This is a genomic window from Rhodococcus sp. IEGM 1306 (genome assembly GCF_036541985.1).
In the GTDB taxonomy this organism is placed as follows: Bacteria; Actinomycetota; Actinomycetes; order Mycobacteriales; family Mycobacteriaceae; genus Rhodococcus_F; species Rhodococcus_F qingshengii.
Genome location: NZ_JAZHFF010000006.1, coordinates 115357 through 142240, shown reverse-complemented (window position 1 = coordinate 142240; position 26884 = coordinate 115357). Strand labels below are relative to the sequence as shown.

Here is a 26884-nt window from a genome sequence, read left to right as displayed (position 1 = left end):
CACTCGGCGGCCGCGGAGATCATGCGGGGCGGGGCGCTGTGAAACCCTTCGAGGTAAGTCGGACCGACCCTTCTGATGAGACGCTCTTTCCGCTCTCGGCCGCCCAACGGGCAACCTGGTTCGCTCAGCAATTCGATCCCGAAGTCCCGATTCTGATAGCGCACTACGTGGAGCTGCGCGGCGAACTCGACGTCGAACTGCTGGATCGCGAAACGCGAGCGGTGGCATACGAGTTTCAATCTCCTTTGCTCAAAGTGATCGAGATCGACGGTCAACCGATGCAGTACGTGGACGAGACATCTGAGATCACCGTCCGTCTTGTCGACCTCCGTGGGTCCCCCGATCCGATCGAGGATGCCCTCGGGTGGATGCGCCGAGATTGCCGGACGCAGCTCGACCTGGCAGTCGACGGAATCGTCGCGACCGCTGTGCTGCGCGTCGGGGACGCGCACTATCTGTGGTACAGCCGCATCCATCATGTTGCGCTCGACGGTTTCGGTGCCATGACCATGATGAACCGCATTGCGCATCGGTACTCGGCCTCGGCGGCGAGAAAGGACTCGCAGCCGAGTCGTGCGGCGACACTCCGGACGCTGTACGACATCGACGAGCGGTACAGAATGTCGGATCGATTCGCCGCCGACCGGGAGTACTGGGCTGAGCGCAATACCACCCTCGCCGGATCCAGCCTGGCGGAGGCTTCTGGGCCCGCGCAAACCGAGAGCCGACTCGAAAGCACACTGATGTCGGACCGAAGTTGTGCCCTTCTCTACGAATCCGAGAACCACGCTGCACCGGTCATCGCTGCGCTCGCGTTGTACCTCGCGCGGATGACGGCGAAAGAGACTGTCCAGATTCATGTTCCGATGTCCGGACGGACTACGGCGGTGCTGCGGGATTCGGGCGGCATGATGGTGAACGTCACGCCACTGCTCATCCGTGTCGCAGCGGTCGACACCGTCGGTGAACTGTTTGCCCAGGTCCAACATGAGCTCATGGGTGCATTGCGGCACCAGCGCTGCAGCCTCGACGACATCCGTCGGGACGCAGGCGTGACGAGCGGTCTGGAAGGCGAAGACTCATATGCCGGGCCCATGGTCAACGTCATGCTGTTTCGCCAGGAGGTGCAGTTGGGCGAGGTGGTTGGGGAGTATCACATCGTCACCTCCGGGCCGGTGGAAGACCTTCTGGTCAACGTGTATCCGAGCGGCGACAGGCTGCGCGTCGACTTCCGGGCAAACCCGATCCGATACGAGGAGGCGGGTTTACGCGAGCACCACCGGAATTTTGTCGGCTTGCTGGAAGAGTTGATCGCGTCTGATTCCGGTGCCGAGCTGGCAGACATTCACGGCCCGACGGCCTGGGAGGGCGAGCGACGACAACGCGAAGTGCGGCACCTCGAATATTGGAGACATGAGCTCACCGGGGCGCCCGAACTATTGCAACTTCCCTTCGATCGGCCCAGACCTGCAACGCAATCGCTGGAGAACGGACGGGTTGAGGTCCAGATCGCCGCCGACACCCACGCGCGGATCACGGCGATGGCGAGTGATCTCGGGACGGACACTCGTGCGGTCTTACATGCAAGCTTTGCTCTCCTGGTGAGCCGGTTGTCCGGTGCTTCGGATGTTGTGATCGGTACGCCGACGGGATCCGACGCGAACATCGTTGCCATCCGGAGTCGCATCGATCTGGAGACGCCGTTCACGGCACTCTTGGGCAGTGTCGTCGAGGTCCGAAGTAATGCGCTGCCGCACAGTGGGATACGGCTTGAGCAGTTGGTTCAGCCATTGCACGTGGAGGATGTACCCGCCTATGCGCCGGTTGTACAGGTGATGTTCGAGTCCGTCGCCGGCGCTGACGAGCGCCCTCGCGACATCGGCCGCTTCGATCTCGGAGTGTCTGCAGTCGAACTGTTCGACGAGGTGGGTACGCCGTCCGGAATCTCGGTGAGGCTCGCGTTTGCCACCGATCTATTCGACGCCGAGACGGTACGCGGCCTCGGTTTGCGGTTCGCCTGCGTCCTGGAATCCGTCACAGCGGATCCGGCAATCATGGTCGGCGACATCGATATCTTGTCCGACGACGAGCGATCCGCGATACGGCCTGTCCGCGGTGACCCGCGCGCTTCGCATCGCACCCTGGCCGATTTGTTCGACGGTGCGGCGCGCACACACCCCGACGGCGTGGCCCTGTCGTATCTCGATGACGAGTTGACGTATCGAGAACTCGACGAGCGTTCGTCGAAGTTGGCCCGAGAATTGATCGACCGCGGCATCGGTCCGGAAAACATTGTGGCGCTGGGTATGACGCGTTCGATCGAATCGGTTGTCGCGATGTTGGCCGTGAGCAAAGCCGGCGCGGCATTCGTGCCGGTGGATCCGACCTATCCGAATGAACGTGTTCGCTTCATACTGACCGATTCCGGCGCCGTACTGGGACTCACGGTCGTCGCGGAACTTCATCGCTTGCCGGATTCGGTTCCCTGGTCAGCGATCGACGACGCTGAGTTCCGTGGCCGACTTGCACGGTTGTCCGTGCGTTCCATCTCCGATGTCGATCGGGTGCGCCCGATCCGGCCCGACAATCCCGCATACGTGATCTACACGTCCGGGTCCACCGGACTCCCCAAGGGGGTGACGGTCTCGCATCGTGGACTGGAAGCGCTTGCTGCCGAACAGCGTTCGCGGTTCGGTGCGACCCAGGATGCGCGAACGTTGCACTTCTCGACCCCGAGTTTCGACGCCTCGATTTTCGAGTACCTGCTGGCTTTCGGTGCCGGAGCGACCATGGTGATTGCGCCGAGCACGATCTACGGCGGTGACGAGTTGTCTCACTTCCTCGAATCCCAGCGTGTCACGCATGGTTTTGTCACTACTGCGGCGCTCGGGACAGTTTCGCCCGAGGGCCTTTCGGACTTCGGCGAAGTGGTGGTCGGTGGTGAGGCCTGTCCGCCGGATCTCGTGCAGCGGTGGGCTCCCGGCCGACGGCTGTGCAATGCGTACGGGCCGACCGAGACCACCGTCATGTCGAACATCGGCGAGCCGATGGTGTCGTCGGAGGACATCACAGTGGGCGGTCCGCTCCGCGGCTTCGAGGAGATCGTGCTCGATCAGCGATTGCACCCCGTCCCCGACGGTGTTGTGGGCGAGCTGTACATCTCGGGAGACGCGCTCGCACGTGGATATCACCGGAAGTATGCGTTGACCGCAGAACGATTCGTGGCAGACCCCTTCGGCCTCCCCGGGCAGCGGATGTATCGAACGGGGGATTTGGTGCGGTGGCGCCGTGGCCGTGGACTCGAGTACGTCGGTCGTAGTGACTTCCAGGTGAAAGTTCGCGGATTTCGTATCGAACTCGGGGAAATCGACAGCGTCGTGCGGTCGTGTCCGCAGGTCGAGAATGCAGTCACCGTGGCGCGTGCGGCTCCCTCCGGGACAGCGACGATCACCACGTACGTCGTGCCTGCCGGCGGAAGTGCGCTCTCGACGGCCGAGCTGACGCGGTACGTCGCGAGCCGTGTTCCGTCGTACATGGTTCCTGCGGCATTTGTTCTACTCGACGAGTTGCCGGTAACTCCGGCGGGAAAGGTCGATCGCGCTGCCTTACCTGCACCTCGGCTCGATGCTCGGTCGGACGACTTTCGACCGCCCGAGGGCGCTGAGGAACTAGTGCTCGCCGAGATTTTTGCCGATGTTCTAGGCTTCGAGACGGTGGGTGCGGGTGACGACTTCTTCGATCTGGGCGGGAACTCACTGATTGCCACGAAGCTGATCGCTCGCGTAAATGCCGCTGAAGAAATCGATTTCGGGGTGCGGACTTTGTTCGAAGCACCGACTATCGAATCATTGGCCCGTCACGTGCGGGATGCGAAGTCATCCCGCGTTGATCGCACGCGTTCGAAGCGTCCAATCCTGCAGGCACATTCGTACAGGGACAAGATTCCGGTGTCTGTGGCACAACGACGCCTGTGGTTCGTCAATCAGTTCGACACGTCGTCCCCGGCCTACAACATTCCGATGGTGGTCCGACTGTCAGGTGCCTTGGATGTCGCTGCGATGCAGCGCGCGGTGGGAGATGTTGTCGATCGGCATGAATCGCTCCGTACCGTCTACCCGGCGTCGGTCGACGGCCCACATCAGGTAGTAGTGCCTTCGGAACGCGTGACGTCGAAGATCGCGTGGGAAGTATCCGTGGACGAGGAAGCCTTGGACAGGCGCATCGCCGATCTCGCTCGCGAGGGGTTCGACGTGAGCGCGAACGTGCCCCTGCGCGGCTCCCTTTTTCGGGTCACGCCGGACGATCATGTCCTTGCGCTGGTGGTTCACCATATTTCGGCGGACGGAGCATCCCTCGAGCCGCTGGCCCGCGACCTGACCCGCGCCTACGCGGCGCGGGCTGCGAAACGGGCACCGGACTGGTCGCCTTTGCCTGTGCAGTACGCCGACTACAGCCAATGGCAGATCGAACTGCTCGGCAGTGACGACGATCCGGACACGCTCGAGGCGAAGCAGTTGGACTACTGGACGTCCACCCTGGCCGGTCTACCTGACGTGATCGACCTTCCGCTGGATCGACCGAGACCGGCGGAACGATCCATGCGCGGTGAATCGGTCCGATTCTCGGTGCCCGCAGACGTGCACAGTGAACTCCTCGAACTCGCTCGGAATCACAACACGACACCGTTCATGGTGATGCACGCAGTGCTGGCGGTTCTGTTGGCACGGCTGAGCGCCTCGCCGGACATAGCGATCGGGACTCCGGTAGGAGGGCGCGCCGAGCAAGTCCTCGACGATCTGGTCGGGATGTTCGTCAACACGGTCGTCCTGCGAATCACCGTTGACACCGCCGCGACTTTCGAGGAGATCCTTTCACGAACTCGCGAAGTCGATCTGGCAGCGTTCGGACAAGCCGAGGTGCCGTTCGAGCGAGTCGTCGATGCAGTTGCGCCGGAGCGTTCGTCATCTCGCTCACCGCTCTTCCAGGTTCTGTTGGAATTCCAGAACACCGCAGATCCCCACCTCGAACTACCCGGACTGGGTGTCGATGTTGTTCCAGTCGACGTCGGTGTCGCCAAATTCGACTTGCAACTGTCGCTCTCCGAGCAGCGTGGCAAAGACGGCCTCCCCATGGGTTTCGATGCCGCCTTCACCTATGCCTCCGATATCTTCGAGCGCACCACAGTCGCCGAGTTCGGCGAGCGTTTCGTCCGCCTCCTCCGGTCGGTCGTGTCGGATCCAACAGTGCCAGTAGGGGATACGGAAATTTTGGGCGTGCCCGAGCGTGGGTTGGTGGTGGGTGGTTGGGATGGTGTGGGGGTTGTGGTGGGGGGTTTGACGTTGGTGGATGTGTTGGATGGGCGGTTTGCTGGTGTGGGTGGTGGGGGGTTGGTGTGTGGTGGGGTGGTGTTGTCGTGGGGTGAGTTCGATGTTCGGGTGAATCGTTTTGCGCGGTTTTTGATTTCGTTGGGGGTGGGTCCGGAGTCGCGGGTGTGTGTGGCGTTGTCGCGGTCGGTGGAGTTGTTGGTGGCGGTGTTTGCGGTGGTGCGGGCTGGTGGGGTGTTTGTTCCGGTGGATGTGGGTGCGCCGGTGGAGCGGGTGGGGTTTGTGGTGGGGGTGGTGGATCCGGTGGTGGTGTTGTCGCGGGTTGGTGATGGTGGGTGTTTGCCGGTGGGGGTGGGGTTTGTTGATGTGGGTTGTGTTGATGTTTCGGGGTTTTCGGGTGGTCCGGTGGGGGTGGGGGATCGGTTGGGGGTGTTGTTGCCTGAGCATGCGGTGTATGTGATGTTCACGTCGGGGTCGACGGGTCGTCCGAAGGGGGTGGTGGTGTCGCATGCGGGGGTGGTGAATCGGTTGTTGTGGATGCAGGGGGAGTTTCCGTTGGGTGTGGGGGATGTGGTGTTGCAGAAGACGCCGGTGTCGTTCGATGTGTCGGTGTGGGAGTTGTTTTGGCCGTTGATGGTGGGTGCGCGGTTGGTGGTGGCGGATCCGGGTGGGCATCGTGATCCGGTGTATTTGGTGGGTGTGATCGAGCGGTGGGGGGTGTCGGTGGTGCATTTTGTGCCGTCGATGTTGGAGGTGTTCGTGGGGGAGTTGGGGGTGGGGTGTTCGGGTTTGCGTCGGGTGTTTGTGTCGGGTGAGGGGTTGTCGTCGGTGTTGGCGGGGCGGTTTGCGGGGGTGTGTGGTGCGGAGTTGGTGAATTTGTACGGGCCGACGGAGGCGTCGGTGGATGTGACGTTTCATGTGGTGGAGGGTGTTGTGGGGGTGGGTGTTCCGATTGGTCGGCCGGTGTGGAATACGCGGGTGTTGGTGTTGGATTCGCGGTTGCGGCCGGTTCCGGTGGGTGTGGTGGGGGAGTTGTATGTGGGTGGGGTGCAGGTGGCTCGGGGGTATGAGGGTCGTGTGGATTTGACGGTGGGTCGGTTTGTGGCGGATCCGGTGTCGGGGGTGGTGGGTGCTCGGGTGTATCGGACGGGTGATGTGGTGCGGTGGGGGTGTGGTGGGGTGTTGGAGTTTGTGGGGCGCACGGATTTTCAGGTGAAGGTGCGGGGGCAGCGGGTGGAGTTGGGTGAGGTGGAGGCGGTGTTGGCTGCTCAGGTGGGGGTGGCTGGTGCGGTGGTGGTGTTGCGGTCGGGTGTGGGTGGGGATTTTTTGGTGGGGTTTGTGGTGGGTGAGGTGGGGGTGGTGGTCGATGAGGTGGTGGTGTTGGAGGGGGTGCGGAGGTCTCTTCCGGGGTTCATGGTGCCGTCGGTGGTGGTGGTGTTGGGGGAGTTTCCGGTGACGGTGCATGGGAAGTTGGACCGTAAAGCCCTCCCGGACGTCACCTTCGAACCTCAACCGCTGCAGTATGTTGCGCCACGAACGCCGGTCGAGGAGACGGTTGCCGCAATCTTCGATGATCTGCTGGGAACGTCGACGGTGGGCGTGAACGACGACTTTTTTGCCCTGGGTGGGAGCTCTCTCAGTGCGGCCAGGCTGGTTGCGCGAGTGAATTCTGTTCTCGGCGAACGGATCAACATTCGTGACGTCTTCGATGCTTCTACCGTTGCAGCGCTGGCCGAATTGGCGCAGTGTCGCGGAGGAGAGGGGGCCAAGCCGGCGTTGACGCCGCGGGGTACGACGACGGATATCCCACTTTCACCGGCGCAGGAGCGAATGTGGTTTGCGAATCAGTTCGCCCCCGAGTCCGCCGCCTACAACGTCGCGTGCGCGTTGAGGCTCGAAGGTGCAGTGAACGTGAGTGCGCTTCAGACTGCATTTGTCGACGTCGTCGAGCGGCACGAGTCCTTGCGCACCGTTTTTCCTCTCACCGATGACGGCCCGCGTCAAGTGATCATGTCCACCTCACAGGTGGTATCGGATCTTGCACCGAGACTTGTGCAGGGAGAGGAAGAGCTGCGCGAGCGTAGCCGGCAGATCGCTTCGGATGGTTTCGACGTCACGCAGCAGGTCCCGATGCGCGCCGCCTTGTTGCGGCGAGATGACCAGGTCCACTCGCATGTCCTGGTGATCGTGATTCACCACATCGCCGCTGACGGATTCTCGACGGTACCGCTGGCCCGAGATCTCATGAGCGCATACTCCTCCCGTGTGAACGGTAAGGCACCGCAGTGGGCGCCGCTCGGGATCCAGTATGCCGACTACGCGTTGTGGCAACGTGGTTGGTTGGGCTCGGAATCGGACTCTCGGTCTCTGATCTCGAAACAGCTCGGCTATTGGGCCGAGAATCTTGCGGGCGCACCGGAGGTTCTCGACATTCCGACCGATCGACCGCGTGTTGATGTGCGTTCGCTTCGACGCGGACGGATCAGGTTCGTGTTCGGTCCGAAGGTGCATGCCGGTGTGGTTGCCCTGTCGCGCAAACACAACGCCACGGTCTTCATGGTTGTGCACGCAGCCTTGGCAGTGCTGCTGGCGAGGCTCAGTGATGAGGACGACGTAGCCGTCGGAACTCCCATCGCCGGCCGTGGGGAGCGCGAACTCGACGACCTGGTGGGCATGTTCGTCAACACGTTGGTCTTGCGCACTGCAGTGGACCGCGGCGCGACTTTCGGAGACTTCCTCGACCAGGTCCGAAACGTAGATCTGAGCGCCTTCATTCACGCGGACGTGCCGTTCGAAAGAGTCGTCGAGATCGTGAATCCTTCACGTTCGACGGCGTACTCGCCCCTGTTTCAAGTCATGTTGGAGTTCCAAGACATCGAACGGCCTGCACTCGAACTCCCCGACCTGCAGGTGACCGACGTGGGCGTCGAGATCGACACCATCAACTTCGATCTTCAGTTGACGGTGACGCAGAACGCCGGCGCAGCCGGCGAATCGGACGGTCTTCGCGCCGAATTCGGATATGCCACAGATATTTTCGACGAGGAAACGGTAGCGGGCTTCGCCGACCGCCTGCAACGGATTCTCGAGCGCGTTATCACGGATCCGCAATCACGGATCGGAGATATCGAGATCCTCGACGCCTATGAGTCAGCCGAACTGGTACCCGTGCGAGGTGAGATTTCCGCCGCTGTTCAGACCCTTCCGGATTTGCTGACTGCAGCAACAGATATGGCGACCGCCCAGGATCCCGGCGCCGTTGCGCTGGTGTTCGAGGAACGTGAAGTGACCTATCTCGAACTCGACGCGCAGTCGAACCGATTGGCCCGCATGCTGATCGAATCCGGAGTGGGTCCCGAATCGGTGGTGGCGTTGTGTCTCCCACGCTCCATCGAGTCCGTTCTGGCGGTGTGGTCCATTGCCAAGACAGGTGCGGCATTCCTTCCCGTGGACCCGGGACATCCTGCTGCTCGTATCGAGCACATGCTGGGCGACTCCGGTGCAGGGTGGGGGATAACGTCTCGAGCTCACAACGCGGCATTGTCCGGCCTCGTGCCGTGGCTGGTCCTCGAAGATGCCGGTTTCGAGGAACGGCTGCGGGCGTACTCGCCATCGAAAGTCACCGACGCGGATCGGAAGGCACCGATTCGCATCGACAATCCGGTCTATCTGATCTACACGTCGGGGTCGACAGGAACACCCAAGGGCGTGACGGTCACACATCGCGGGTTGAGCGACTTCGCGCTCCAGGAGCGTGAGACCTTCGCCGCCACGACCCGATCCAGAACTCTGCACTTCGCTTCGCCGAGTTTCGACGCGTCGGTTCTCGAGCTCGTGATGGCCGTTGGTGCTGGAGCCACGATGGTGATCGTGCCACCGACCGTCTACGGCGGGTCGGAACTGGCGGCGCTACTGGAGCGCGAGCGCGTCACCCATTGTTTTGTGACTCCGGCGGCCTTAACGTCCGTCGACCCAGACGGTCTCACCACTGTCGGTTGTGTCGTGACAGGTGGGGAAGCGTGTCCGCCGGAATTGGTGGCCCGCTGGGCGCCGGGCAGAAAGATGTTCAACGCCTACGGTCCTACCGAGGCAACTGTCGTGTCGAGCATCAGTGCGGCACTGGCTCCGAACGACCCGGTCACTATCGGCACACCTACTCGCGGATTCAGCGAGGTAGTGCTGGACTCGCGTCTGCGAGCGGTACCGGTAGGTGTCGCGGGGGAGTTGTATCTTGCCGGGCCGGCTCTCGCTCGCGGCTATCACCGGCGATACCCGTTGACCGCCACGCAGTTTGTCGCAGATCCCTTCGGTGCGCCGGGAACGCGGATCTATCGCACGGGCGATCGCGTGCGGTGGACGCCCGACCGACGGCTGGAGTATCTCGGGCGCACCGATGCCCAAGTCAAAGTCCGTGGGTTCCGCATCGAACTCGGGGAAGTCGAGGTGGCACTGCAGACGCACCCGCGCGTGGCCCAGGCGGTGACGGCCGTCTGGAACGGCGACGGCAGGGATCGGTTGATCGGCTACGTGGTTCCCGATCGCGGAGCGAGTGTCGATCCGCGAGACGTCCTCGCCCATGCAGGCAAGCGCCTGCCGTCGTACATGGTGCCGGCGGCGGTGGTGGTGCTCGACGCACTTCCGCTGACGGTTCACGGAAAACTCGACCGCGCAGCGCTTCCCAGACCCGATTTCTCGTCCGCCGCCACACCCGACCGGACACCGCGAACGGAAACCGAGAATCTTCTTGCCGCTCTGTTCGCGCAGGTTCTCGGTCTCGACGCGGTAGGAGTGCATGATTCGTTCTTCGAGCTCGGTGGCGACAGCATCATGTCCATCCAATTGGTGGCCCGCGCTCGCGATGCGGGTGTGATCATCTCACCCCGAGATGTATTCGACCACAAATCCGTCGCCGCGCTTGCCGAGTCGGCGCACCTTGAGCAGGACGGTCCTGATGTACTCGCGGAGCTACCGGGATCCGCTGTCGGAACTGTTCCACTGAGCCCGGTGGCGCAGTGGATGCTCGACCGCAGCAGTGGCGGGCTGCGTGGCGGCGAATTGAAACGGTTCTCCCAGGCGCTCTTGCTGACAGCTCCCGCTGATGTCACCCAGGATCTCCTTGTCAGTGGTCTCCAGGTGTTGCTGGACCGCCACGGAATGCTTCGAGCTCGCTTGGTTGAGAGTGACCGGGTCATGGAAGTCTTACCACCCGGCTCGATCTCGGCCGAAGGACTGATCCACCGCGTAGCTGTCGATTCGGTGGACGACGAAGGTTTCAGGGCCTTGGCGTCGGGAGAACTCGAGGCCGCGGCCGACAGCTTGGATCCCGCCGCGGCTGACATGGTGCGCGTGATCTGGTTCGACCTGGCCGACAAACCTGACGTGTCGACCAGGCGGGGCCGACTACTTGTGGTGATTCATCACCTGGTTGTCGACGGCGTCTCGTGGCGCATTCTGGTCACCGACCTGGCGTCGGTGACAGCACAACTCCAGGCCGGTGTCACTCCCGAACTGCCACAGATCGGGACGTCGTTCCGGCGATGGGCGCATGGGCTTGTCGAGCACGTGGGCGACCGGAGCGTCGAACTGGACATGTGGAGAACGATCCTGGACGGCGATGACCCGTTGATCGGTTCGCGCCCACTCGATCCCACGATCGACGTAGACGACACGGTCGACACCGTTACAGTGGACATCTCGCCTTCGGCGACCAGGAACCTTCTCACCACGGTTCCTGCGGCATTCCACGCCGGCGTGAACGACGGACTCCTCACCGCTGTTGCGTTGGCCTCGATCGGGTGGCGACGACGCCGCGGTATGGATACCGCTGCCGCCCTGATCACGCTCGAAGGACACGGGCGCGAGGAAGGGGTGGTTCCTGGCGCAGACCTCGGTCGTACCGTTGGTTGGTTCACCACGCTCTACCCGGTGCGCGTGGACCTCGGCGCAATCGACGTCGACGACGCACTGGCAGGTGGCGCCGACGCCGGGCGGGCTCTCAAAGCTGTCAAAGAGTACTTGCGTGCGATCCCCGATCATGGAATCGGATTCGGGATGTTGCGGTACCTGTCGGGCGAGAGCGACCCACTCGGCCGATTCCGTTCTCCTCAGATCAGTTTCAACTATCTGGGCCGGATCAGCTCCTCTGACGGAACACAGGACTGGCTGCCGGTGGAGGGCAATCGAAGGCTCGGCGGAACCCAGAACCCGTCCATGCCTGTGGCGTCCGTGATCGACATCAACGCCGCGGTTGAGGACCACGTCGACGGGCCGTGCCTGACAGCATCTTTCACCTTTCCCCGCGGAGTGCTCGACAGGTCTGACATCGCGGAGTTCGCGGAACTGTGGCGTCGTGCGCTCGACGGACTCAGCGCGCACGCGTCGCGACCTGATGCGAGCGGTCTGACGCCGTCGGACATTCCCCTGGTCTCGGTCGACCAACAACAGATCGAACGCTGGGAGAACGATTTCCCCGGATTGCACGATGTCTGGTCGGTGTCGCCCCTTCAGGCCGGGCTGATGTTCCATGCCTCACTGGCGGCCACGTCGACGGACGTCTACACAGCGCAGTTGTTCGTCGAGCTCGAAGGAGAGGTTGATTCCGAGCGTTTGCGCGGCGCTGCTGCCGGACTATTGGCAAACCACCCGAATCTGTGTGCAGCGTTCGTCTACGACGTACACGGCCTACCGGTGCAGTTGATTGTCGACGATGCCGTGATTCCCTGGACCGAGGTCGACCTGAGTGATCGCGGATCGGCAACCGACGCAGATCTGGAGCGCCGCCTCGCCGAGGATCGCAGTGCACCCTTCGACCTCGCTTCGCCGCCACTGCTTCGGCTGACGTTGCTGCGAACCTCGCCGACGAGGTGTGTGTTGGTGGTGACGAACCATCACATCGTTCTCGACGGTTGGTCGATGCCGTTGCTGGTTCGCGAACTGTTGATGCGATACGCGGACGACAGTCTCTCGGTCGAGAGGGCCCCGTCCGATCTTCCGGAGACTCCGTCGTACCGCAGCTATCTGGAATGGTTGATGCACCGCGATATGGAGACCTCGCTCGCGGCGTGGGAGGACGCCTTGGAAGGCGTCGACGAGCCGACGTTGTTGGCGCCTTCGACGCCGATCGCGGAGCAACTGGTGCCCGAAGAGGTTGCCGTCGATCTACCCGATTCGGTGCGCGACGGACTCGGTGCGCTGGTCCAACGGAGCGGGATCACGATGAACACGGTGATCCAGGCGGCGTGGGGTGTCCTACTGTCTCGGATGCTTTCCCGTGACGACGTAGTCTTCGGCGTCACGGTTTCGGGCCGCTCACCCGAGTTGTCTGGTGTGGAAAACATGATGGGGCTGCTGATCAACACGTTGCCTGTCCGAGTGCAACTGGATCCGGACGAGACGTGTACGCAGCTGCTCGCTCGACTGCAAAGCGAGCAGACAGCTCTGCTCGATCATCACTATGTCGGACTCGGCGCGATTCAATCTGTCGTAGGGACAGGCAATTTGTTCGACACACTGTCGGTCTTCGAGTCGTATCCGATCGATACCTCGGGGATGGGCGGGAACACCGACATTGCCGGTATGCGCGTCACCGCTGTGAATGCCCGCGACGCCACGCATTACCCGCTCACCGTGCTGTCGGTCGCGGAACCGACGCTGCAGGTCAGCCTGCGGTACCAGCCGGCGGCATTCGACCGCGCCGCGGTCGACACCATTGCACAGCGAATGTCGCGGATTCTTGCCGCCTTCGCAGCGAACGCCGATACACCGGTCGGTGAGGTCGACGTGTTTGTCGCCGGTGAGCGTGGGTTGGTGGTGGGTGGTTGGGATGGTGTGGGGGTTGTGGTGGGGGGTTTGACGTTGGTGGATGTGTTGGATGGGCGGTTTGCTGGTGTGGGTGGTGGGGGGTTGGTGTGTGGTGGGGTGGTGTTGTCGTGGGGTGAGTTCGATGTTCGGGTGAATCGTTTTGCGCGGTTTTTGATTTCGTTGGGGGTGGGTCCGGAGTCGCGGGTGTGTGTGGCGTTGTCGCGGTCGGTGGAGTTGTTGGTGGCGGTGTTTGCGGTGGTGCGGGCTGGTGGGGTGTTTGTTCCGGTGGATGTGGGTGCGCCGGTGGAGCGGGTGGGGTTTGTGGTGGGGGTGGTGGATCCGGTGGTGGTGTTGTCGCGGGTTGGTGATGGTGGGTGTTTGCCGGTGGGGGTGGGGTTTGTTGATGTGGGTTGTGTTGATGTTTCGGGGTTTTCGGGTGGTCCGGTGGGGGTGGGGGATCGGTTGGGGGTGTTGTTGCCTGAGCATGCGGTGTATGTGATGTTCACGTCGGGGTCGACGGGTCGTCCGAAGGGGGTGGTGGTGTCGCATGCGGGGGTGGTGAATCGGTTGTTGTGGATGCAGGGGGAGTTTCCGTTGGGTGTGGGGGATGTGGTGTTGCAGAAGACGCCGGTGTCGTTCGATGTGTCGGTGTGGGAGTTGTTTTGGCCGTTGATGGTGGGTGCGCGGTTGGTGGTGGCGGATCCGGGTGGGCATCGTGATCCGGTGTATTTGGTGGGTGTGATCGAGCGGTGGGGGGTGTCGGTGGTGCATTTTGTGCCGTCGATGTTGGAGGTGTTCGTGGGGGAGTTGGGGGTGGGGTGTTCGGGTTTGCGTCGGGTGTTTGTGTCGGGTGAGGGGTTGTCGTCGGTGTTGGCGGGGCGGTTTGCGGGGGTGTGTGGTGCGGAGTTGGTGAATTTGTACGGGCCGACGGAGGCGTCGGTGGATGTGACGTTTCATGTGGTGGAGGGTGTTGTGGGGGTGGGTGTTCCGATTGGTCGGCCGGTGTGGAATACGCGGGTGTTGGTGTTGGATTCGCGGTTGCGGCCGGTTCCGGTGGGTGTGGTGGGGGAGTTGTATGTGGGTGGGGTGCAGGTGGCTCGGGGGTATGAGGGTCGTGTGGATTTGACGGTGGGTCGGTTTGTGGCGGATCCGGTGTCGGGGGTGGTGGGTGCTCGGGTGTATCGGACGGGTGATGTGGTGCGGTGGGGGTGTGGTGGGGTGTTGGAGTTTGTGGGGCGCACGGATTTTCAGGTGAAGGTGCGGGGGCAGCGGGTGGAGTTGGGTGAGGTGGAGGCGGTGTTGGCTGCTCAGGTGGGGGTGGCTGGTGCGGTGGTGGTGTTGCGGTCGGGTGTGGGTGGGGATTTTTTGGTGGGGTTTGTGGTGGGTGAGGTGGGGGTGGTGGTCGATGAGGTGGTGGTGTTGGAGGGGGTGCGGAGGTCTCTTCCGGGGTTCATGGTGCCGTCGGTGGTGGTGGTGTTGGGGGAGTTTCCGGTGACGGTGCATGGGAAGTTGGACCGTAAAGCCCTCCCGGACACTGATTTTGCGAGCGCTGCGTTTCGGACTCCCGCCACTCCTGCCGAAATCGGAATCGCCCGTGCTGTTGCCGACGTTCTCGGTCTCGACCAGGTGGGTGCCGACGACAGTTTCTTCGAACTCGGCGGGGATTCCCTCAGCGCCACTCGAGTCATCGCCCGCATCAACGCCGCATTGCACACCAATATGGGGGTCAATGCACTGTTCGACGCCCCCGTGGTCGCGGACCTGGCGGCCTCGATAGATCCAATCGACTCCGCGCCGGGCGAGCCTGGACTCGAGGAAGCTACTCGTGTGCCCCTCACGAGTAGGACACGGCCAGAACGTATTCCGCTGTCGTTCGCGCAATCGCGGATGTGGTTCGTCAACCAGTTCGACACGTCGTCTCCGCTCTACAACATCCCCGTCGCACTACAACTGGACGGGTTCCTGGATTCGGGTGCGCTCCAAGCCGCGCTGGGTGATGTGGTGGAACGGCACGAATCCCTTCGAACGATCTTTCCTGCGTCCGCAGACGGGCCCTACCAGGTGATCGCCGAACCCGCGGTCGCTGCTCCTCGAATCCACCCCGTGCCGATTCCCGGCGAGGGGCTTTTCACGGACTTGCGCGCGTTCTTCGACATCGGATTCGATGTGTCCGAAGAGTTCCCGCTGCACGTGAGGTTACTCCGAAACGGGCCGGAGCAGCATGTACTCGCGATCGTTGTTCACCACATCGCCGCAGACGGCTTCTCGATGGCACCACTGGCACGCGACCTGATGAGTGCATATACCGCGCGCACGCAAGGTCGGAGCCCGGACTGGGTGCCGCTGCCGATTCAGTACGCCGACTACACCCTCTGGCAGCGTGAGATCGTCGACGCAGACGTTGGTCCGGAAACTTCGCCCTCGGCCGAATTCGATTATTGGACAGCGAAGCTGTCGGGTATTCCGGACGTCTTGCCGCTCCCTCTCGATAGACCACGAACCTCGAAACGGTCTGCCGAGGGCGCGGTGGTTTCGATGGACTTCTCGCCCGAGATCCATCGAGCTTTGAACGAACTCGCACACCAGAACGGTTCGTCTCTGTTCATGGTGATGCATGCGGCTCTGGCGGTATTGCTGGCACGGCTCACTACAGCGGACGACGTAGTGATCGGGACTCCGGTCGCAGGTCGCGGTGCATCGGTGTTCGACGATGTGGTCGGGATGTTCGTCAATACGCTCGTCCTTCGCACACCTGTCTCATCCGGAGCAAACTTTGCCGAGGTGTTGGCCGCGGTGCGGTCAACGGATCTCGGTGCTCTGGACCATGCAGACATCCCCTTCGAGAGGTTGGTGGATTACCTCTCGCCCGACCGTTCCACCGAGCATTCACCTCTGTTTCAGGTACTCCTCGAATTCCAGACCGATACGGGACTGCGCTTCGACTTGCCGGAACTGACGGTTCGCTCGCTCGACGTCGATCTCGCGGTTGCGAAATTCGATCTGCAACTGAGTGTGATGGAGCACGTCGACGAGCACGGTGAGCCCGCTGGTATCAGCGCCGGTTTCCGTTATGCAACAGATATTTTCGATCGAATGTCGGTGGCGCGCATCGCGGCGCGCTTCGAAAGAGTGATCGGCGCCGTGACCGAGAACCAGTCGGTGGTCGTCGGTGATATCGACATGATTCTGGCCGGCGAACTCAGCGGGTTGCTGGTTGCGCCCACGCCCTCTGGCGCCGGAACAGACGAGGATTCGTTGTCGGATCTCTTCGATCGCACGGCGCGGACGTCCGGTGCTGCCGTGGCGGTGCGCTGCGGCGGATTGTCGGTTACGTACCGCGAACTCGACGAGCGAGCAAACCGCCTTGCTCGACTGTTGGTGGCGCAGGGGGTGGGGCCGGAAACCTTGGTGGCAGTCGCGATGGCCCGCTCGATCGACCTGATGGTGGCATTGCTGGCGGTGGTGAAGGCGGGTGGCGGATACGTACCGGTGGACTCGACTTCTCCGGTAAACCGGGTGGACTTCGTGCTGCGTGACGCCCGGCCGAAGTGTGTGTTGACCACCCGGGCCGACGGCGACTACATACGAGACAGTGACGCAATCGCAGACAGCGAGATTCCAGTGATTGCGGTAGACGACCCGGTGATTCTCGATGCACTGCACAGGTTTTCTCCGCTTGCGGTGACCGACCGAGATCGGCTGCTACCGCTCCGACCCGAATCGGTGGCCTACGTGATCTACACCTCGGGGTCCACCGGGCGCCCGAAGGGGGTGCAGGTTTCTCACCGCAGCGTAGTGACGTTGCTGGCAAACACCAGAGCGCTCTTCGGCTTCGGCAGCGGCGATGTGTGGACGATGTTCCATTCGGAGGCATTCGACTTCTCGGTCTGGGAAATGTGGGGCGCACTCGCACACGGTGGCCGACTGGTACTGGTCGACTACTTCACGGCCCGTTCACCAGAGGCATTCCTCGAATTGCTACGGCACGAACGTGTCACGGTGCTCAATCAAACTCCCACCGCCTTCTATCAATTGGCGGAAGCCGACCGGCTTACCGGGGGTGCGGCCCTGTCATTGCGCTACGTGATCTTCGGCGGAGAAGCGCTCGACTTCGGACAGTTGACGCGCTGGTACGCCCGTCGCGGGACTTCGTCACCAGATCTGGTCAACATGTACGGCATCACGGAGACCACTGTGCACGTCAGCCATTTACCGCTCGATCGTGTGCTGGTGCGTCAACGATCGGCCTCGGTGATTGGTCGGGCGTTACCCGGATTGCGTGTGTATGTGTTGGATCAGCGGTTGCACCCGGTGCCGCCCGGTGTGGTGGGTGAACTGTATGTCTCCGGTGATCAGGTTTCACGCGGATACCTCGGCCGGTTCGGTCTGACGTCCGCGCGGTTCATTCCCGACCTCGCGGTCAGTGGTGCGCGTATGTATCGATCCGGTGACCTGGGGCGCTGGAACGACAGCGGGCAGCTGGAGTACCTCGGACGAAACGATCTGCAGGTGCAGGTGAAGGGGTACCGAATCGAACTCGGCGAGGTGGAGGCTGCACTGCTCTCCGGAGTGGGCGTGTCTCAGTCGGCGGTGGTAGCCCGCAGAGACCGGTTGGTGGGCTACGTGGTGCCGGAGTCCGGTGCCACTATCTCTCCGGCGGCGTTGCTCGAGTATGTCTCACAGAGGTTGGCGCCCCACATGGTCCCCGCTGTCGTGACGGTTCTCGAGGGTTTGCCGCTGACGGTGAACGGAAAGCTCGACCGGAATGCATTGCCTGAACCTGACTTCGGGCGACAGGCAACCGTAAGTCGTGGCCCCGCGTCCGCGACGGAAAACATCCTTGCGAGTCTGTTCGCCGAAGTTCTGGGACTCGAGGAGGTGGGGGTCGACGATTCGTTCTTCACTCTCGGCGGTGACTCGATCATGTCCATCCAGTTGGTGACGCGCGCCAGGTCTGCCGGAGTTCTGATCACACCGCGCGAGGTGTTCGAACGCAAAACTGTTGCGGCGCTGTCCGAGACGGCCGGAACGGCTGGCAACCGTGTCGTCGTCGACGAATTACCTGGCGGCGGCGTCGGTGAGATCGAATTGACGCCGATCGTCGAATGGATGCTTGACCGTGGTGGAGATTTTCGCCGGTACTCCCAATCTGTTCTGCTCTCGGTTCCTGCCACGCTCGACGAGGTCACGCTGACACTGGCCATGCAGGCTGTGCTGGACCACCACGACATCCTCCGCGCGGGCATCCGGGCGACGCATCATCCTGAATCCGCTCGGCGGATGGACGTTGCGCCTGTAGGTACGGTGCGGGCGGAGACCGTCGTACGCCACGTGAGCCTCGGGGGTTCTGCCGCGGAGACGGTCTCGACAGAACTCGACGCAGCTCTGGGGCGGCTCGACCCAGAGGCAGGTGTGATGGTGCAGGCAGTCCTGCTCGACACCGACGGGCAGATTCAAAAGGACCGGCAGAGCCGGAAACGGTTTCTACTGGTAGCGCACCATCTGGTGACGGACGGTGTTTCCTGGCGAATCCTGATCCCCGATCTTGCACTTGCCTGTGCGCAGGTGCAGTCAGGCGTCGACCCGTCACTTGCTCCGGTCGGAACCTCGATGCGTCGATGGGCACATGGCCTCGTCGACGCCGCGCGCGAGCCGGATCGGGTCGCTGAAATCGACTATTGGCGAGAGGTGCTCGAGGGCCCGGATCCGACTCTGGGTGTGCGCGCCCTGACGAAGAGGGACACCGCCTCGGCCACCATTGACATCGAAGTACGAGTTCCCACGGGATTGACCGAGGCCGTGTCGACGACAGTTCCGCAGGCGATTCACGGGAGCGTCGAGGACGGATTGTTGACGGCTTTGGCACTTGCGATGGTCCGCTGGCGCATGGACCGCGGCATCGACAATCCGGAGACATTGATCAGTCTCGAGGGGCACGGACGCGAGGAACAGGTGGTTCCCGGGGCAGATCTCGCTCGCACGGTGGGATGGTTCACGTCGATCTTCCCGGTGCGGATCGATCTGAGCAGAGTGGATCCGGGTGACGCCTTCGCCGGCGGCCCGGCTGCCGGCGTCGCTGCCAAGACTGTCAAGGAACAACTCCGGGCGGTGCCGGACCGCGGCATCGGCTTCGGGTTGCTGCGCTATCTGAACCGCGAAACGGCACACACTCTTTCGCAACTTCCGGTGCCTCAGATCAGCTTCAACTACCTCGGACGCGTCGGTGGATCCGACGCCGACGCTTCAGCGGGATGGGTACCGATCCGTGACGAGGACCTGCGGACGGTTGCGGCCGTCGATCTCCCACTCGCCAGCGTCCTCGAGGTCAACGTGATGACGGTCGACAGCGATACCGAGGACGGTCCGCAGCTCGTTGCCGGCTGGACGTTCCCACCGGACATTCTGGGTGCGGACGACGTTCGGCAACTGGGGCAGTGGTGGCTCGACGCACTGGCCGGACTCGCAGAGTTCGCGGCGGGCGGCGGCGGATTCACACCCTCGGACTTCGATCTGGTCGATCTTCGACAGGAGGCGATCGACGACCTCGAAAGTCGGTGTCCCGACCTGAGCGATGTCTGGCCACTCTCTCCACTGCAAGCGGGGTTGTTGTTCCACGCCGAATTGGCCGAACGATCGGTCGACGCATACCTCGTACAAGTGGCTCTCGATCTAGCCGGCGCAGTCGATTCGGAGCGCCTGCGCCGCGCCGCCGACGCGCTGCTCGGCCGGCATGAGAACCTGCGTACCGCCTTCCTTCACAGCGCCGACGGCCGTGCCGTCCAGGTGGTCCGAAGCAACGTGGCAGCGCCGTGGCAGGAAATCGACCTCACGGGTGCACCAGATCAGGAAATTGATCGAGCGCTGGCCGAGGACCGAGCGCGCCCGTTCGACATGGCACGGGCGCCGTTGATCCGATTCACCCTGATCGCTCTCGCCCCCGAAAAGTTCACGCTCGTGCTCACCAATCATCACATCCTTCTGGACGGCTGGTCCATGCCCCTGCTGATCCGGGAATTGGCGACGCTCTATGCCGCCGACGGTCAAGTGGCGGCCTTGCCTCACGCGCGCGCGTATCGCGACTATCTGACCTGGATGAGCCGCCGCGATCAGCAAGCTTCCCGAGCTGTGTGGGCGAGGACGCTGAGCGGAGTCGAAGGACCGACGCTGTTGGCTCCAGCGGTTCGATCGCGTCGACTCTCCACCATGGCGGCCGAGTGGGTGTTCGATCTGGACGAGGAATTCACAACCTCACTTCGCGGGATGGCGCGTGAACTCGGGCTGACGATCAACACGATTGTTCAGGCATCGTGGGGGATCGTCCTTGCTGCACTGACCGGGAGAGACGATGTGGTGTTCGGAGCGACGGTGTCGGGTCGACCTCCCGAGCTGACCGGGATCGAAACCATGGTCGGGCTGTTCATCAACACAATTCCGGTCCGAATCACGCTGCGCCCGAGTGAAAGTATCGGCACACTCCTCGCGCGGATCCAGGCCGAGCAAGCAGAGCTGTCGGATCACCACTGTCTCGGGCTTTCCGAGATCCACGTAGGCGCGGGGCCGGAGATCGTATTCGACACGTTGACTGTCTTCGAATCGTATCCCGTTGACCGTCAGGGGCTTTCGTCCGATACCGATATTGCGGGGGTCCGGATCACCGATGTCGAAGCCAAGGACGCTGCCCACTACCCGCTCAGCCTCGTAGCATCGTTCGACACCAGGCTCCGCCTGAAATTCGAGTACATACCCGAGGTTTTCGGTGCCGCCGACATCGAAGAGATCGCCGGACGACTGCGGCGCGTACTCGAAGCGTGTACCCAGCCGGATCGCCCCTTGGCTGTGGTGTCGGTGCTCGCAGCCTCCGAACATGCTGAATTGGTGCCAGTCCGTGGCACGGCCGGCGGGTCGTCGCGCGTCTTCCCGGAGATCTTCGACGAGGCAGCCCAGCGTGATCCGAACGCACCGGCCGTGGAATCGGCGGACGGCAGCATGACCTACGGCGAGCTGGACATCCTCTCCAATCGCATTGCTCGCATGCTCGTCTCGCACGGCCTGGGAACCGAGGACTATGTAGCGGTCGGTGTCCCACGTTCTCTCGCGTCCGTGGTGTCGATACTTGCCGTCGCCAAGACAGGCGCTGCGTTCGTGCCGATCGATCCCGACTATCCGGACGAGCGGATCAATCACATGCTGATCGATTCGAAGGTCAGCTTCGGATTGACCACCACCGCGGGCCGAGATCGATTGCCCGATATCGCGGAGTGGCTGATTATCGACGATCCGCATTTCACGAAGAAGTGCGAGGGATTCTCGGGGAGCCCGTTGACCGACAACGACCGACTCCGTCCGATCGGGTTGGATTCAGCTGCCTACGTGGTCTACACCTCGGGGTCGACCGGCGTGCCCAAGGGCGTCGTGGTCACGCAGCGAGGGCTCGACAACTTCGCCCGAGACCAGCTCGAACGCTACGGCGCAACTCCACAATCACGCACGCTGCACTTCTCCACTCCGAGTTTCGACGGGTCGCTCTTCGAATATCTGCAGGCTTTCGGAGCCGGGGCGACGATGGTTGTCGCTCCACCCGGGATCTACGGGGGCGAGGACCTGGCGCAACTTCTGGCAGAGCACGCCGTCACGCACGCGTTCGTCACCACAGCGGCATTGGCATCGGTGGACCCGGCTGGGCTGGAACAACTTTCGGAAGTCGTATTCGGGGGCGAGGCGTGCCCGCCCGACCTCGTCGCTCGCTGGGCACCTGGCCGCCGCCTGTACAACGCGTACGGACCGACCGAAGCAACGATCATGTCCAACGTCAGCCCGCCGATGACCGCCGGAGAACCAATCACCATCGGTGGACCCGTCAGGGGCGTCAGCGAACTGGTGCTCGACACTCGACTTCAAGCGGTTCCCGTCGGGGTCCCCGGCGAGCTGTACCTGGCCGGACCAGGCGTGGCACGGGGATATCACCGAAGGGCGGGGTTGACGGCAGAACGCTTTGTTGCCAACCCGGCTGACCCTGGAACGCGGATGTACCGCACCGGCGACATCGTGCGATGGACGGCGGACATGTGTGTCGAGTACGTCGGGCGAAGCGACTTCCAGGTCAAGGTTCGAGGCTTCCGTGTCGAACTCGGTGAGATCGACAGTGTGCTCATGTCGGAGCCCAACGTCGGTTTTGCCGTTACGGTTGCCGATTCCGCCCCCACCGGAGACACCCGACTCGTGTCGTACGTCGTGCCCACGGCGGGTCGACTGGACACCAGGATCCTGAGTCGCGCCGTGGCCCGGCGCTTGCCTTCGCACATGGTGCCTGCCGTTCTCACGGTGCTGGAGAACATTCCGTTGACCGCTGTCGGAAAAGTCGACCGTTCGGCGTTGCCAAGACCCGAAATCGAGACGACCACAGGGGATTTCCGTCCCCCGGTCGGCCCGGTCGAACAGGCAGTGTCGGACGTGTTCGGCGAGGTGCTCGGCCTCGAACGAGTCGGTACCGACATCAGTTTCTTCGAGCTCGGTGGAAATTCTCTGAGCGCCACTTCGGTCGCGGCGAGGCTACGGGCGGTGCTCGGAGCTACCGTAGGCGCGCGGGATCTGTTCGAGACGCCGACGGTGGCCGAGTTGGCTACGGTGATCGGCCAGTCGGTTGCCGAAGGGGCGGAGCGACTGGGACCGCGCCCCCGACCCGACAACATCCCCTTGTCGTTTGCTCAGCAGCGGATGTGGTTCGTCAATCAACTCGACACCAGTTCTCCTGCATACAACATTCCGCTCGTGGTGCGGTTGAGCGGTGAACTCGACAAACCGGCCTTGAGATCAGCGATGTCCGATGTCATCGCCCGCCACGAATCGCTGCGAACGATGTTCCCGGTCCACGGTGACGGACCGGTCCAGCACATCCTGCCCACCGAGAGCGCCGAGCTGCCGCAACTGACCGAGACATCGGTGACCGACGAACATCATCTCCGTGACGAGCTTGCCCGGATGGTCTCGGCCGGTTTCGACGTCGCCGCACGAATTCCCCTGCGGGCAGCGTTGTTCACCATCGATGAGCGCGAACACGTGCTTGCCGTAGTGGTGCACCACATCTCGGCTGACGGCTTCTCGATGTCTCCGTTGACCCGAGACGTGATGATTGCATACGAGGCCCACGCGTACGGCGGGGATCCCCAGTGGACGCCGCTTCCAGTCCAGTACGCCGACTTTGCGCTCTGGCAACGGGAGATTCTGGGCTCAGTCGACGACCCCGGGTCGGTGATCAGTGAGCAGTTGGCTTACTGGCGACGTGCATTGTCAGGTGCTCCCGACCTCTTGGAACTTCCGCTCGATCGAGACCGGCCGACGCAACAGAGTTTTCACGGCTCGCGGATTCACTTCTCGATCAGCAGTGATCTTCACCGCCGTATTCTGAACGTGTCGCGGCAGCACGAGTCCACTGCATTCATGACTGTGCATGCAGCGCTCGCGCTCTTGCTGGCACGTTTGGGCAGCACCGACGACATCGTGATCGGCACGCCGATCGCCGGCCGGGGAGATCGTGCCCTCGATGATCTGGTCGGCATGTTCGTCGGCACGCTCGCACTGCGCACACAGGTGGATCCGGCTCGATCGTTCCGCGAGTTGGTTGAGCATTGCCGCGAAGTCGACCTCGCCGCGTTCGCTTATTCCGACGTGCCCTTCGAGCGGGTAGTGGACGCGGTCGGGCCGAAACGGTCGAGCGCTTATGCACCGATTTCCTCGGTGTCGCTGGAATTCCAGAACAACAAACGACCGATTCTGAAGCTACCGGGACTGGAAGTCCGCGGGATCGACCCTGAACTCGAGGTAGTGAAGGTAGACCTGGAATTCCTTCTGGCCGAGGAGTACGACGATCGCGGTGAACCGGGAGGGATGAGCGGAGCCGTCGACTTTGCCACTGATCTCTTCGACCCCGGTACGGTCGGCGGTTTTGCCGACATGTTCGTTCGTGTGCTCGAGGCCGTGACCCGGAATCCGCAGGTACCGATCGGTGACATCGACCTACTCGGCGATCTCGAACGTCGCGAGTTGACGCCGGCGCATGGGCTCCCCGAAGTACCTCCGAAATTGTGGCCTGAGTTGTTGGCGGACGCCGTGGCGATCGATCCTGACTCGGTGGCCCTGTCGCTCGAGAACCGGCAGCTCAGTTATCGCGACCTGGACGAGTGGTCGAATCGTGTTGCCCGGGAGTTGTGCGGTCGCGGTGTGGGCCCGGAGACCTTCGTGGCACTGGGAATGCCTCGCTCGATCGAATCGGTGGTGGCGATCTGGTCGGTGACCAAAGCCGGAGCGGCTTTTGTGCCTGTCGATCCGGCCTATCCGCGCGAGCGCGTCGAATACATGCTCGCCGATTGCCGAGCCTCGCTCGGTTTGACTGTTCAGACCAGCCGAACTCACCTACCCGACGTTGTTCCCTGGCTGGAACTCGACGACCCACACTTCGCCCGGCGGGTAGCCGCGCTGTCGCCGGAACCGATCACCGATGACGATCGAACCGGTGAACTGAACCTCGATCATCCGGCCTACCTGATCTACACCTCGGGATCTACCGGGAAACCCAAGGGAGTGAACATTACTCATCGAGGTTTGGCGAGCTTCACGGCCGAAACTCGTGAGAGGTTCGAGGTCACTCACGACTCTCATGTCTCTCAGTTGGCATCGCCGAGTTTCGACGCTTCCATCTTCGAGTTGACGATGGCATTCAGCGCCTCGGCGCAAGTCGTGATCGTTCCGCCTGCTGTGTACGGTGGCGCCGAATTGGCCGATGTTTTCCGGCGCGAGCAGGTCACTCATGCCACCATTACACCGACCGCGCTGGCGGCGTTGGGTGACAACGGTTTCGAGGCGCTCCGTGTTCTCGATCTGGTGGGCGAGGCCTGCCCGCCGGAGGTCGTCGCGCAATGGGCGCCGGGTCGGAGGCTGCACAACGGCTACGGCCCGACTGAAACCACCGTGCAGGCGAGTGTCAGCGATTCGATGAAACCCGGTGCGGGAGTGAACATCGGCTCGCCGGCAGTGGGTTTCGGCTTCCTGGTGCTGGACGAGCGTTTGCAGCCCGTCCCGGTGGGCGTGCCGGGGGAGTTGTACATCATAGGCCCAGGTATGGCACGTGGGTACCATAATCGGGCGTCGCTCACGTCGGAACGATTTGTCGCTTGCTTGTACGGATCGCCGGGGCGCCGGATGTACCGCACCGGAGATGTCGTGCGTTGGCGTGAATCCGGCGGTGACAGTGCCAAAATCGTTGGCTCCGGCGATGGAGCGCATCACACGCTCGAATACATCGGGCGCAGCGACTTCCAGGTCAAGGTCCGTGGTTTTCGGATCGAACTCGGGGAAATCGATGCAGTTCTCTCACGCCATCCGTCGGTGGACTTCGCCGCGACTGTCGGCCACACGGGACCGTCGGGTGAAACGGTCCTGGTGTCGTACGTGCGTGCGTCAGCTGCCGACGCCACCGGCACCGACGAGATACGGGCGTACGCAGCCGACCGACTACCCTCGCACATGGTTCCGTCGGCAGTGGTGCTTCTCGATCGGATTCCGATGACACCGGTGGGCAAGCTCGACCGAAAGGCCTTACCGGAACCCGAATTCGGTTCGGCTGCAGCCGAGTTCCGCGAGCCGGTCACCGACACCGAGCGCGCCGTGGTCGACTCGTTCGTCGAGGTTCTGGGTGTCGACCGGGTGAGCACTACCGACAGCTTCTTCGACCTGGGCGGGTCCTCCCTGGTGGCCACCCGAATCGTCAGCGCACTGCACTCTCGTTTCCGACGGAGAATCCCGCTTCAGTGGATGTTCCTCGACCCGACACCCGCTGGAATCGCTCGACGCCTCGACATGCCGACAGCCGACGCCGGTATGGAAGAGCTTCTCGCCGTGGTTGTTCCACTGCGGACGAAAGGGACTGGGCGACCGCTGTTCTGTGTGCACCCCGGTATCGGCCTGTCCTGGGGGTATGCCGGCTTGGTGCGGTATCTGCCCGAGGACAGACCCGTGTACGGACTTCAGCTCCCCGCTCTCAGCGACGACGGTGACTATCAGTCGATCGAACAGTTAGCCCATCGCTACGTCGAAGAGGTGGAGGCCGTTTCGCCGGACGGGCCGTACGACTTACTCGGGTGGTCCCTTGGCGGAGTCATCGCGCACGCCATGGCCGTCGAACTGCAATCGTCCGGCCGCGACGTCGCCACACTGGCGATGATGGACAGCTACCCCGACAACGGCAATGCCCCTGCGTCAGCCGAACTCGACGTCCGAGATCTACTGCGAGGACTCGGCCTCGAGATCGAGACCGACCGAGATCTGACCTTCGACGAGGCGGCGGCCGTGTTGGCCCGGAGGCTCGGGCCCGAGACGGGAGTCGACGGTCGGGACCTCGAACGGATTGCCCGAGGGTACGAGACTTCGCAGAGAATCACGCACCAGTTCGTTCCCCAGGTCTACGAAGGAGATCTGCTGATCTTCCTGGCATCCGGAGAAGACGACACGATTCCGCGCGACAGGTCGCCGCAGGAATGGAGCCCACTCGTGACGGGCCGGATCGTGGAGGTGCCCGTGCGCTGCGAACACAACGAGATGATCGAACCTCCGGCCATGGCGGTCATCGGACCGGTGCTCGCCCGGGTGCTCTCGATGTTTTCCGGATACTCCGAACGGGCATGACAACTTCAAGCCACCAAGCCGCACGCCCGCGAAGCGAGCGCCACCGAGCTGTTGCCGGGCACCGCAATCGAGCACGAGGAGCG

General features: G+C 62.8%; 1 protein-coding gene. It reads left to right on the top strand.

The window, feature by feature from the left end; all coding sequences use genetic code 11:
• Positions 1-38: 38 nt before the first annotated feature.
• Positions 39-26801: a non-ribosomal peptide synthase/polyketide synthase gene (locus V3587_RS18700; RefSeq protein ID WP_331702380.1), complete on the top strand. Its 26763-nt coding sequence runs from the start codon at positions 39-41 to the stop codon at positions 26799-26801.
• Positions 26802-26884 lie beyond the last annotated feature (83 nt).